General features: G+C 72.5%; 9 protein-coding genes. 4 read left to right on the plus strand and 5 right to left on the minus strand.

Annotated features, from left to right (window positions below; translation table 11 throughout):
* The first annotated feature begins 91 nt into the window (after positions 1 to 91).
* Together QE401_RS07875 and QE401_RS07880 are read left to right on the plus strand one after the other, a co-directional pair.
* Entirely contained in the window at positions 92 to 2443 is a 2352-nt protein-coding gene (locus QE401_RS07875; protein WP_307137680.1) for a xanthine dehydrogenase family protein molybdopterin-binding subunit, read from the plus strand.
* A gap of 11 nt (positions 2444 to 2454) precedes the next feature.
* Positions 2455 to 2919, plus strand: coding sequence for a GlcG/HbpS family heme-binding protein (locus QE401_RS07880; RefSeq protein WP_307137681.1), 465 nt, complete (start codon positions 2455 to 2457; stop codon positions 2917 to 2919).
* Positions 2920 to 3001: 82 nt separating this feature from the next.
* Here QE401_RS07880 and QE401_RS07885 read toward each other — a convergent pair whose 3' ends face one another.
* Both QE401_RS07885 and QE401_RS07890 read right to left on the minus strand, forming a co-directional pair.
* Entirely contained in the window at positions 3002 to 3337 is a 336-nt protein-coding gene (locus QE401_RS07885) for an NIPSNAP family protein (RefSeq protein ID WP_307137682.1), read from the minus strand.
* A 65-nt stretch (positions 3338 to 3402) separates the two neighbouring features.
* A complete protein-coding gene (locus tag QE401_RS07890) occupies positions 3403 to 4638 on the minus strand; it encodes an MFS transporter (RefSeq protein ID WP_307137683.1) in 1236 nt (411 codons plus the stop codon).
* A 118-nt stretch (positions 4639 to 4756) separates the two neighbouring features.
* Here QE401_RS07890 and QE401_RS07895 point away from each other — a divergent pair, with 118 nt between their 5' ends.
* On the plus strand, positions 4757 to 5335 hold the full coding sequence (locus QE401_RS07895) for a YqaA family protein (RefSeq protein WP_307137684.1): 579 nt from the start codon (positions 4757 to 4759) through the stop codon (positions 5333 to 5335).
* Positions 5336 to 5378: 43 nt separating this feature from the next.
* On the opposite strand, the gene bcp is transcribed toward QE401_RS07895, so the two are convergent.
* Entirely contained in the window at positions 5379 to 5846 is a 468-nt protein-coding gene (bcp, locus tag QE401_RS07900) for a thioredoxin-dependent thiol peroxidase (RefSeq protein ID WP_307137685.1), read from the minus strand.
* Complete coding sequence (locus QE401_RS07905; protein WP_307137686.1) at positions 5843 to 8806, minus strand: bifunctional [glutamine synthetase] adenylyltransferase/[glutamine synthetase]-adenylyl-L-tyrosine phosphorylase; 2964 nt, start codon at positions 8804 to 8806, stop codon at positions 5843 to 5845. The genes bcp and QE401_RS07905 overlap by 4 nt, the downstream gene beginning before the upstream one ends.
* Before the next feature lie 74 nt (positions 8807 to 8880).
* Between QE401_RS07905 and QE401_RS07910 the strand changes: the two genes are divergently transcribed.
* Positions 8881 to 12033, plus strand: a complete 3153-nt coding sequence (locus QE401_RS07910) for a YhdP family protein (protein ID WP_307137687.1) — start codon at positions 8881 to 8883, stop codon at positions 12031 to 12033.
* Here QE401_RS07910 and QE401_RS07915 read toward each other — a convergent pair whose 3' ends face one another.
* The gene (locus QE401_RS07915) at positions 12034 to 12462 is read right to left on the minus strand and encodes a DUF3574 domain-containing protein (RefSeq protein WP_307137688.1); all 429 of its coding nucleotides are present in this window, start codon (positions 12460 to 12462) and stop codon (positions 12034 to 12036) included. It lies immediately after the preceding gene.
* Positions 12463 to 12476 lie beyond the last annotated feature (14 nt).

Below are 12476 nucleotides of genomic sequence, written 5' to 3' on the forward strand. Positions count from 1 at the left end.
CGCCCGTGCAGGCCGGCGGGGCGGGGGGTCGCCTCGGGCGCCGGAAGCTTCTAGGCTTCCGGCCTTGCCCGCCCCCACGGAGTGCCCTGCCATGGCGGATTCCCTGCCTTTCGACCCCTCCCGCCTGAAATTCGGAATCGGTCAGCCCGTCCCGCGCAACGAGGATCCGATCCTGTTGCAGGGCCAGGGGCGCTACACCGACGATCTGCAACTGCCCGGCCAGCTCTGGTGCGCCATCGTGCGCAGCCCCTATGCGCATGCGGTGCTGAAGGGCGTCGACACCAGCGCGGCGCTGGAGGTGCCGGGTGTCGTCGCCGTCTATACCGGGCAGGATCTGCAGGCGGCCGGCTATGGCCATCTGCGCTGCACCATCCCGCTGCAGGGGCTGGTGAATATCGAGCGGCCGGCCCTGGCCGTGGACCGGCTGCGCTTCGTGGGCGACCCCTTCGCCTGCGTCATCGCCGAGACGCGCGAAGCGGCCAAGGACGGTGCCGAGGCCGTCTATGCGGATGTCGACACGCTGCCGGCGGTGACCGAGGCCAGCGCCGCCGCGGCGCCGGACGCGCCGCAGATCTACGACCACATCCCCGGCAACCAGGTGCTGGATTTCCATTACGGCGATGCGGAGAAGGTGCGGGATGCCTTCGCCTCCGCGGCGCATGTGGCGCGGCTCGAACTGCGCAACAACCGCGTCGTGGTCTGCGCCATGGAGCCGCGCAGCGCCATCGCCGAATACGAGCCGGGCGAGGGGCGCTACACGCTGCATCTGGGCTGCCAGGGCGTGTTCGGCCTGCGCAACCAGATTGCCAACGACCTGCTGAAGGTGCCGGTCGAGAAGCTGCGCATCCTGACCGGCCATGTCGGCGGCAGCTTCGGCATGAAGGCCTCGGCCTATCCCGAATATGTCTGCCTGCTGCATGCGGCGAAGCAGCTCGGCCGCCCGGTGAAGTGGACGGATGAGCGCAGCGGCAGCTTCCTCTCCGACATGCATGGCCGCGACCATGAGGTGACGGCGGAGCTGGCCCTCGACGCCGCGGGGCGCTTCCAGGCGGTGCGGCTGAACAGCCTGGCCAATATGGGCGGCTACCTGGCCACGGTCGGGCCGCTGATGGGCACGATGAACTTCGTGCGCAACATCCAGAGCAACTACGCGACGCCGCTGATCGAGGTGTCGACGCGCTGCCTGGTGACCAACACCACGCCGATCTCGGCCTATCGCGGCGCCGGCCGCCCCGAGGGCAACTACTTCATGGAGCGGCTGATCGAGACCGCCGCGGCGGCGATGCGGATCGACCCGCTGGAGCTGCGCCGCCGCAACTTCATCCGCCCCGAGCAGATGCCCTATGCCGCCGCCTCCGGCTCCCGCTACGACAGCGGCGATTTCGACGGGCTGCTGGCCCGCGCGATGCGCGAGGCGGATTGGGAAGGCTATGCGGCCCGCAAGGCGGCGAGCGCCGAGCGCGGCCTGCTGCGCGGCCGGGGCGTCGGCAATTTCCTGGAATGCACGGCGCCGCCGGCCAAGGAGATGGGCGGCATCCGCTTCGAGGCGGATGGCGGCGTCACCATCATCACCGGCACGCTGGATTACGGGCAGGGGCATTGGACACCCTTCGCCCAGGTGCTGCACCAGACGCTGGGCGTGCCCTTCGACCGGATCCGGCTGCTGCAGGGCGATTCCGACCAGCTGATCGCCGGTGGCGGCACCGGCGGGTCGAAATCCCTGATGGCCTCGGGCGCCGCCATCATCGAGGCCTCGGCCAAGGTGGTGGAAAAGGCGCGCCTTGCCGCCGCCCATCTGCTGGAGGCGTCGGAGGCGGATCTGGATTTCGAGCCGCATGCCGAGGGCGGCGCGCGCTTCGTCATCGCCGGCACCGACCGGGCCGTGGGGCTGTTGGAACTCGCCGCCCGGCTGCGCCAGGCGACCGGCCTGCCCGAGGGCGTGCCGGACAGCCTCGACGTGCAGCATGTCTTCCAGGAAGCGCCGATGGCCTACCCCAATGGCTGCCACATCGTGGAGCTGGAGGTGGACCCCGAGACCGGCACGGTGCATTTCGACCGCTATGTCACGGTGAATGATTTCGGGGTCATCGTGAATCCGCTGCTGGTCGAGGGCCAGGCGCATGGCGGCATCGTGCAGGGCATCGGCCAGGCGCTGATGGAACGCACCGCCTATAGCGAGGATGGGCAGCTGCTCTCCGGCTCCTATTCCGACTATGCGCTGCCGCGCGCCTCGGACGTGCCGTCCTTCCACTTCGCCAGCCATGCCACGCCGGCGCAGACCAACCCGCTCGGCGCCAAGGGCTGTGGCGAGGCCGGCTGCGCCGGCAGCCTGCCCGCGGTGATGAATGCGCTGGTCGATGCCTTGTCGGAGCGCGGGGTGACGCATATCGACATGCCTGCGACGCCGGAGGTCATCTGGCGCGCGCTGAACCAGGCCGCCTGAGGAGAACGCCCATGCCCAACCCGCCCACCGGCTTCGCGCCGGGCCTGACGCTCGCCGTCGCCAGCAAGATCGCCGAGGTGGCCCTGGCCAAGGGGCGCGAGCTTGGCCTTGCCCCGCTGACTGTGGTGGTGCTGGACCAGGCAGCGCAGCAGAAGGTGGTGCTGCGCGAGGATGGCGCCAGCCTGCTGCGCCCCGAGATCGCCATGGGCAAGGCTTTCGGCGCCATGGCGCTGGGCTTCGGGGGGCGCGAGCTGGCGCGCCGCGCGGCGAAGATGCAGGGCTTCATGAACGCCTTCTCGGATCTGTGCGGCGGCCGCGCCGTGCCGGTGCCGGGCGGCGTGCTGGTGCGTGACGCGCAGGGCACGATCCTGGGTGCCGTCGGCATCTCCGGCGACGCATCCGACAAGGACGAGGTCTGCGCCGTGGCCGGCATCGAGGCCGCGGGGCTGGTCGCGGACACCGGCGACCCGGAGTGATCCGCCGGGCGACAGCGGCGCCCGGCCCGGACAGAAGAAGGATGGGGGCGCGGGGGAATTCCTTCCCCCGCCCTTTTCTTTTTCAGCCTTCCGCCGTCATCGGCTTCGGCGCGAAGCTCGCCGGCACCATCAGCTTGGTCTCCTGGCTGACCAGGTAGCCGGCCTCCGCGCTGCGTTCGAGGAAGGCGATCCACTCCGGATCCGCCTGCATGGCGGCGCGCTTCGCGGCGCGGTCGGCGGCGTCCTTGTAGGCCCAGATATGGACGTAGGAATTCACGTCGCCGGTCTCGGTGGTGAGATAGGCGACGGGCTGGCCGAGATGGCGGGTCTGCGCCTTCCAGCCATGGGCCTCATAGAGGGCCAGATGCTTCTTCAGCGTGCCGGGCTTGCAGACATAGGTGCGGTGGTCGATCAGCATGGATGTTTCCCCTGTTGGAGCGCGCAGCATGCTGCGCGCCCCGCCGCACCGGCAAGGGGGGTGCTTCAGGCGACCGCCGGCACCACGCGCTGATCGCGCACCGGCAGATGCACCAGGGCGGCGAAGACGGCCGCCAGGATGCTGATGATCCACATCAGGTCGTAGCTGCCGGTGCGGTCGAACACCACGCCGCCCAGCCAGGCGCCGGTGAAGCCGCCGATCTGGTGGCCGAGGAAGACCAGGCCGAAGACGGTGGCCAGCCAGCGCGTGCCGAAATTGCGCGCGCAGAGCGCGACGGTGGGCGGCACGGTGGACAGCCACAGCACGCCCATCACGGCCGAGAAGGCCAGCACCGTCCCGGTGGTCTTGGGCGCCAGGAAGAAGATCAGCAGCAGCACGGCGCGGCTGGCATAGATGCCGACCAGCAGCTCCCGCCGCCGCCATTTCTGCGTCAGCTCGCCCGAGAGCAGCGAGCCCAGCACGTTGAACAGCCCGATCAGGCTGATGGCGCCGGCGCCGACGAAGCTCGGCAGGTGGCAGCTGGCGACGAAGCCGGGCAGGTGCACCGAGAGGAAACTGACATGCAGCCCGCAGACGAAGAAGCCGAAGAACAGGCACCAGAAGGAGCGGCTGGCGAAGGCGCGCTTCAGCGTCTGCATCGCACCTTCCTCGGCGGCGACCTGCGCCGCATGGGCGGGGGCCGGGGCAGGGCGGTCGTTCAGCGGCAGGGAGAGCGGGATCATCAGCAGCGCCGCCGCCGCCATGGCGAAGAGCGCGCCTTGCCAGCCGAAGCCGGCGATGCCGAAGCCGGCCAGCGGCACGACCAGGAACTGCCCGAAGGAGGAGCCGGCGGTGCCGAGGCCGGTGGCGCGGCCGCGCTGCTCCTCGGGCAGGAGGCGCGTCATGCTGGCCATGATGACCGGCATGCCGGCGGCGGAGACGGCGATTCCCATGACCAGGCCGGCGAAGAAGGTGAAGAGCGGCAGCCCATCGGCCAGCGCCATGCCGAGCGTGCCGGCGGCGTAAAGCGCGGCGCCGCCCATCAGCACCACGCGCCCGCCCAGCCGGTCGGCGATCTGGCCGCAGATCGGCTGCGACACGCCGTTGATCAGCACCTGCAACGCGATGGCGAAGGCGAAACCGCTGGCGCTCCAGCCATGGAAATTGGTCATCGGCGCCAGGAACAGGCCGAAGGATTGGCGCAGCCCCATGGCCAGCGCGGCGGTCAGCACGGCGCAGACGATCAGGATCATCATGGGCGAGACGCGCCGCCTTTCCGGGGCGGCGATGGGGGCGGACATGCAGGCGCTTCCTTCGCTTTTCGCGCAGCAGCATGCGGTCCGCCCCGGCATGGCACAAGCTCGCCCGCCGCATGGCGCCGGGGATTGCTCCCCCGCTGGAAGCATGGGAAGGGGGGGCATGCTGCATGCCCTGTATGAGCGCATCCTGCGCCTTGCCGCGCACCGCCATGCCGGGCGCTGGCTGGCGGCCATCTCCTTCGCCGAGAGCAGCGTCTTCCCGATTCCGCCTGATGCGATGCTGCTGCCGATGTGCCTGGCGCGGCCGGAGCGCGCCTGGCGCTACGCGGCGATCTGCACCATCGCCTCGGTGCTGGGCGGCATCGCCGGCTATGCGCTGGGCTATTTCCTGTTCGAGGCGGTGGCGCAGCCGGTGCTCGCCGCCTATGGCCATGCCGAGGCGCTGCAGAGCTTCCGCGCCTGGTTCGACCGCTGGGGCGCCGCCGTCATCCTGATCAAGGGGCTGACGCCGATCCCCTACAAGGTCGTCACCATCGCCGCCGGCGCTGCGGCCTTCGACCCCTGGGTGTTCCTGCTGGCCAGCATCGTCACGCGCGGCGCGCGCTTCTTCCTGTTGGCGGCGCTGCTGCGCCGCTACGGGGCACCGGTGCGCGGCTTCGTCGAGAAGCGGCTGACGCTGCTGACCACCCTCGCCGCCATCGCCATCCTCGGCGGCATCGCGGCGATTCGCCTGATCTAGGCGCCGCCGCGCCGGGGGTGGCAGCCACCCCCGGCCGCGCGCTTCAGCCCAGCGCCTGGGCCGCGTCCATCACGGCCTTGGCATGGCCGGGCACCTTCACCTTGCGCCAGATCCGCGCCACCTTGCCCTCCCGGTCGATCAGGAAGGTGGACCGCTCCATGCCCATATAGGTCCGGCCATACATCGACTTCTCGACCCAGGTGCCATAGGCCTCGGCCGCCTGCTTCTCGGCATCCGAGGCCAGCGGAAAGGTCAGGCCGTATTTCTCGGCGAATTTCTCGATCGGCTTCATCGGGTCGGGCGAGACGCCGATGACCTCAAGCCCGGTCGCGGCAAGGGCCGGCAGCGCTTCCTGGAAGTCGCAGGCCTCCTTGGTGCAGCCCGAGGTGTCGGCCTTGGGGTAGAAATACAGCACGAAGGGCCTGCCCTTCATGGCGGCGAGCGACACCTGGCGGCCGCCGCTGGCCGGCAGGCTGAAATCCGGCGCCGGGGCGCCTTCCGCAACACTCATGCTGTGCCTCCAGTGAGAGGGCCGAGGCGGCGTTCGAAAATGCTCCGCACCCGCCCGGCCTGTTCCCGCATCTGTTCGCGCAATGCGGTTCCGTCAACCGCACCCTGGCCCAGAAGCGGCGCGGTGGCGCGCAGCATGGCGGCGGCGGTGGCGGCGGGCAGGTCCTCGTGCCGCCAGCGGCCGACGGTCAGCCGCAGCAGGCTCAGCATGCTGCGCCACAGCCGGTCGGCGGCGATCAGCGCCTCGGCCTCCTCGGCCGGCAGGATGCGCGCCTTGGCCAGCCGGGCCAGCGCCACCCGCGTGGTCGGCGCCAGGATGGCCGGATGACGGCCGGCATGGGCCAGCTGCAGCGCCTGGGCGATGAACTCCACCTCCACCATGCCGCCCGGCATGGCCTTGATGTCCCAGGGGCCTTCCGCCGGCAGGTCGCGCAGCATGCGCGCCCGCATGGCGCGCGCATCGGCGATGGCCTGCTCGCCTGCATGGCTGACGATGGCGTCGCGCACGGCGGCCTGGATGCGCCGGCGCAGCGCCGGCGGGCCGGCGACGCAGCGGGCGCGGGTCAGCGCCATGCGCTCCCAGGTCCAGGCGCTCTCGGCATGGTAGCGGATGAAGGAGGAGAGCGAGGTGGCGACCGGCCCCTTGTTGCCGGTCGGCCGCAGCCGCATGTCGACCTCGTAGAGCTTGCCCTCCGCCCCCGGTGCGGTGATCGCGGCGACCATCTGCTGCGCGAGCCGGCCGAAATAGGTGCTGACCGGCAGGCTGCGCGGCCCGCCATGGCTTTCCTGCACCTCCTCCGGATGGTCGTAGATCAGCACCAGGTCGAGGTCGGAGGCCGGCAGCATGTCCTGCCCGCCGAGCTTGCCCAGCGCCACCACGGCCAGGGCGCCGCCCTTCACCTTGCCGAAGCGCGTAGCGAATTCGCCGGCCACATGCGGCAGCAGCGCGGCGATGGCGGCATCCGCCAGGGCGCTGCGCGCCGCGCCGGCCGCGTCTGCGTCGAGGCTGCCCTCCAGCGCCGCGGCGTCGATCTCGAATTTGCCTTCGGTCACCAGGCGGCGGGCGCCGTCGAGCGCCTCCTCGAAATGCCGCGCCTCCTTCAGCAGGGCGGGCAATCCGGCGGCGGCGCCGCCATGGCCGCCGCCGGCCAGCAACCCTTCCAGCGAGGCGGGGTTGTGCGCGAGGTGGTTGGCCAGGACCGGCGCGGCGCCCAGAATGCCGGCCACCCGCTGCAGCAGCGCCGGGTTGCGCTGGAACAGGGAGAACATGTGCACGCCGCCCGGCATCTGCGACAGCACCGCATCGAAGCGGGCCAGCGCCGCATCCGGCTCCCGCTGCCGGCCGAAGGCGGCCAGCAGCGCCGGCATCAGCCGTGTCAGCAGCTCGCGCGCCCGCTCGCTGCGCGTCGCGCGCGGGCGGCCGTGATGCCAGCCGCGCACCATGCCGGCGACATGGGCGGGGTTGGTGAAGCCCATCCGCCGCAGCGTCTCCAGCGTGTCCGGATCGTCCTGGGTGCCGGTGAAGACCAGGCTGCCCTCGGCCTGGCCCTCCTCCTCGCCGAGCTCCGCCGCCGCCTCGCGCTCGAACATCTGCGCATAATGCTGCTCGACCCGGTTCAGGTGGCGGGTGAGGGTGGCGGCGAAGCCCTGCTGGTCGTCGAAGCCCAGGAAGGTGGCGATGCGCGCCAGGCCTTCCTCATCCTCCGGCAGGCGCTGGGTCTGGCGGTCGGCCACCATCTGCAGCCGGTGCTCGACATCGCGCAGGAAGACATAGGCGTCGGCCAGATCCGCCGCCGCGCGGCGCTCGAGGCGACCGGCGCCGGCCAGGGCCGCGAGCGCGCCCAGCGTCGTCGGGTCGCGCAGCCCGGGATCGCGCCCGGCCCAGATCAGCTGCAGCACCTGCGTCGTGAACTCGATCTCGCGGATGCCGCCGCGGCCCAGCTTCACATCGTGCCCGGCCACCCGCACCTCGGCATGCGCGCCGCGGCCGCCATGCGCGACATGGATCTGCCGCTTGATCGAGTGGATGTCGGCGATCATCGCGAAGTCGAGATGCCGGCGCCAGACGAAGGGGCGGATCTCGGTCAGGAACTGCTCGCCCAGCGCGCGGTCGCCGCCGACCGGGCGCGCCTTGATCATCGCCGCCCGCTCCCAGTTCTGCCCCATCGATTCGTAGTAGGAGATGGCGGTCGGGATGCTGACGGCCAGCGGCGTCGCCGCCGGGTCGGGGCGCAGCCGCAGATCGGTGCGGAACACATAGCCGCCGGCGGTGCGTTCCTCCATCAGCTTGACCAGTTCGCGCGCGATGCGGACATAGACGGCACCGGCGCGCTCGGCCTGGTAAGCCGCCGCAAGGGGATCGTAGAGCACCATCAGGTCGATGTCGGAGGAGTAGTTGAGCTCGCGCCCCCCCAGCTTCCCCATGCCGAGGATGACCAGCCCCGAGCCGCGGGCGACGCCGCGCGGCTCGCGCGTGCCGCCGCGCGGCAGCTTCAGCTCTCCGCGTGCCGCGGCCTCGCGCAGCAGATGCGCGCAGGCATAGTCGATCGCCGCCTCGGCCAGGTCGGACAGCGCGCCGGTCACGCGGTCGAGCTGCCATTGCCCGGCCAGATCGGCCAGCGCGATGATCAGCGCCGTCTGCCGCTTGGCCTGGCGCAGCAGCGCCGCGACCGCCGGGCGCGCCGCATCCGGATCGGCGCGGCTGAGCGGGTCGAGGGCAAGGGCGAAGGCATCCTCCGCGCCGCGCTCGGCGAAGCGCAGCAGCATGGCGCTCTCGCGCTCCGCCAGGTCGGAGAGATAGGGGCTGTTGCCGCCGAGCGCGGCCAGCAGCGCGGCGCCCTCCGGGCTCGCGGCATAGGCGCGCTCGGCGGCGCCGCGGGCGGCGAAGGCCTCCGCCAGCCGGGCCGCGGCCTCCGCGTCATGCGGCCGCGGCAGGCGATTCGGAATCGTCGCGTGAGACATGGGGCGGGAGCGAACGCGTGCCGGGGGTAGGCGGTCAAGCCCTGCGTGTCTGCGGCCGTTTCTGCGGCTGGGCGGTGCGGCTGGCGCTGGGCCTGTCGCTGCTGCTGATGCTGGGCGCGGGGGCGCTGGTCTGGCGGCTGTCGCAGGGGCCGCTGCCGCTGCCCATGCTGGCCACGCTGGTGCAGCGCTACACGCCGGAGCCGGGGCTGGCCATCGGCGGCATCTCCCTGGCCTGGGAGGGCTATCAGCGCGGCGCCGGCTCGCCCTTGCGGCTGCGGCTGCAACAGGTGGAGCTGCGCGACGCCGCCGGCGCGGTGCGCCAGTCGCTGCCGGATGCCAGCATCACCCTCTCCTTCGCCCGGCTGCTGCAGGGCCAGGTGGCGCCGCTGCAGGTCTCGGTGCGGCAGCCCGCCATCGTGCTGGAGCGCAGCCCGGCGGGCGAGGTGACGCTGTCCATGGGCCGCGCCGGCCCGCCGGCCGAGCCGCCGCCGGACAGCGCGGAGGCGCATGACGATGAGGGCGGGGCGCTGCTGCGCGACCTGCTCGGCCGCGGCGGCGGCGACAGCCGCTTCGGCGCGCTGCGGGAGCTCAGCATCAGCCAGGGCCGGCTCAGCATCATCGACCGGCAGCTGAACCTGACCTGGCAGCTGGAGCGCGCCAATATCGCGCTGCGCCGGCTGCCCGAGGGCGGGGTTGGCGGCAGTGGCGAGGCGGAGCTGGTGCTGCCCGGCCATGGCGGCACCCTGCCGGTGCGGCTGGAGGGCAGCGCGCGCGGCGACGGGCCGGCGTTTCAGGGCAAGCTGATGCTGCCGGCGCTGGAGCCGGCGCGCATCGCCACCCTGCTGCCGGCGCTGGCGCCGCTGTCGCTGGTGGATGGCAGCACCGCGCTGGAACTCTCGGGCCGCTTCGATGCCGGGCGCGAGGGTGCGGCACCGGAGCTGGCGCTGCGCCTCTCGGCCGGCCCGGGCGGCGTGACGCTGGAGGGGCGGCGCACCGGCTTCGCCGATCTGCAGCTGGAGGCCGAGGGCACGCCGGAAGCGCTGCGGCTGCGCCGGCTGCGGCTGGAACTGCCGCCGGTGGCGCGCGAGGGCGGCGCCCAGCACCCCGCCCCGGTGATCGAGGCCGAGGGCGAGGCGCGCCTGGCCGAGGGCCGCTGGCGCGCCGGGCTGACGCTGCGGCTGGACCGGCTGGAGGCCGCCGAGATCGGCGCCTATTGGCCGGAGGGCGTGGTGCCGGGCGCGCGGCACTGGATCGTCGAGAACATCACCGGCGGCACGCTGCGCCAGGGCCGCTTCGCCCTGCAGGCCGAGGCCGGCGCGGATCTCTCGGGCCTGGCCGTGCGGCAGCTCGATGGCACGCTGCGGGTCGAGGGCGCGACGGTGTACTGGCTGCGTCCGATCGCGCCGCTGGAGGGGGTGGGCGCTACCATCCGTTTCTCGCTGCCCGAGATCTCGGTGCAGGTCGATCAGGCGCGGCAATCCGGCACGGCGCTGTCCAGCCCCGGCGCCACCATCCGTTTCCACAGCCTCGATGCCGGGCAGGAGCAGGCGGAGATCGAGGCGCGGCTGCGCGGCCCGATCCCCGATGTGGTCAACCTGATCCGCCATCCGCGACTGAAGCTGTTCGAGCGCCGGCCGCTGGAGCTGAAGGAGCCGGGCGGGCAGATGGAGGGCACGCTGCGCCTGGCTTTCCCGCTGCTGGAGGACATCCCCTCCGAGGTGCTGCGGGTGAACGTCCAGGCGCGGCTGACGCAGATGCGCCTGGCCGATGTGGTGATGGGCAAGCGGCTGGAGCGCGGCACCGCCGATCTGACCATCGACAACAGCCGGCTGCGCGCCAGCGGCAATGCCCAGCTCGCCGGCATCCCGACCCAGCTGCAGATGGAGATGGATTTCCGCCAGGGCCCGCCCGGCCAAGTGGTGGAGCGCATCCGCGCCGAGGCGCGGCCGGATGCCAGCCGCATCGCCGAATTCGGCCTGGACCTGGACGGCTTCGTCGCCGGACCGGTCGGCGTGGTGGCGGTGATGGAGAAGCGGCGGGCCGGCGAGACGCGGCTCAGTCTGACCGGCGATCTGCAGGAGAGCCGCATGAGCGTCTCGCCCTTCGCCTGGGTCAAGCCGCCCGGCCAGGCGGCCAGCGCCCGGGCGGAGCTGCGCATCGCCAATGAATCGCTGCGCAGCGTCGAGAGCTTCCAGGTCGAGGCGCCGCAGCTCTTCGGCCGCGGCCAGGTGGCCTTTGGCGAGGCCAGCCGGCTGGAGCGGATCGAGCTGTCCGAGGCCCGCATCTTCCAGGGCCGCTTCACCGCCGAGGCGCGGCCGCCCGCCCAGCGCGGCGGGCCCTGGCGTTTCCGCGGCTCCGGCCCGGTGATCGATCTCGGCCCCGCCCTGGATGCGCCCGACGCGCCGCCGGGCGCCACGGCCTCCGACTCCCTGCCGGTGATGCTGGAGGGGCATTTCGACCGTGTGCTGCTGGGGCAGGGCCGGGCGCTGGCCGCCGTGCAGGGCCGCGCCAGCGCCGATGCGCGTGGTGTCTGGCGCGAGGCGCGGGTGACCGGCCAGGCCGGCCAGGGCGGCGCCTTCGACCTGACCATCTCGCCCGCCGGGGCGGGGCGCGAGCTGCGGCTGAACGCGGCCAATGCCGGCGCGCTGCTGCGCGCCTTCGATGTGCTGCAGACGGTGGAGGGCGGCCGGCTCAGCGTCGCCGGGCGCTGGGGCAGCAATCAGCCCAACGCCATCCTGTCCGGCAATGCGGAGATGGAGGAGTTCACCGTCCAGGAGGCCGCCGGCATCGGCAAGCTGCTGCAGGCGCTGACCGTTTATGGCGTGTTCGACGCGGTGCAGGGGCCGGGGCTGCGCTTCTCCCGCATGGAGGCGCCCTTCTCGCTGAGCAATGAGGCGCTGGTGCTGCGCGAGGCGCGGGCCTTCTCGGCCTCGCTTGGCGTCACCGCCAAGGGCAGCATCGGCCGGCGCAACGGCATGCTGGACCTCGAGGGCACGATCGTGCCGGCCTATGTGCTGAACTCGCTGCTGGGGCAGATCCCGCTGCTGGGGCGGCTGTTCAGCCCGGAGCGCGGTGGTGGCCTGTTCGCCGCGACCTGGCGCATGCGCGGGCCGACCCAGGATCCGACCGTCTCGGTCAACCCGCTGGCAGCGCTGACCCCGGGTTTCCTGCGCGGGCTGTTCGGCGGCTCGGCGGGGCAGGAGCCGGCGCCCCCCGCCGGGCGCTGATCAGAAGGCGATGCAGGCGCTGTGGTGCAGGCGCAGCACGCTCTCCTGCCGGAAGCGGCTGCGATAGGCCTCGGCCAGGGCGCCACTGCGCTCCGCGGCGGCGGCAAGATCCACCCCCGGCAGCACCAGCAGCAGGCGGTTGGCGGCCTCGCGCTGCGGCGTGCCATCGGCGCCGCGCCACTGGCCCTCGGCGGATTGCACGGTCAGCCCGTCGGGGAAGGCGGGGGTGACGGTGTCGGCCAGGAAGCCCTGCCACTCGGCCTCCGACACCGTGCCTCCGCCGCCGGGGCCACCGCCGGGGCCACCGCCGGGGCCTCCGCCGGGGATGGAGCGGCCGAACAGCAGCTCCGCCACGCTGGCCTCCTGCTGGCCGGGCGGGCAGGGGGCGGCGCAGGCCGCCAGCAGGGGCAGGAGGAGCAGGGCGCGCATGGGCGGCATCATCG

This window comes from Pseudoroseomonas cervicalis, assembly GCF_030818485.1.
GTDB lineage: Bacteria > Pseudomonadota > Alphaproteobacteria > Acetobacterales > Acetobacteraceae > Pseudoroseomonas > Pseudoroseomonas cervicalis_A.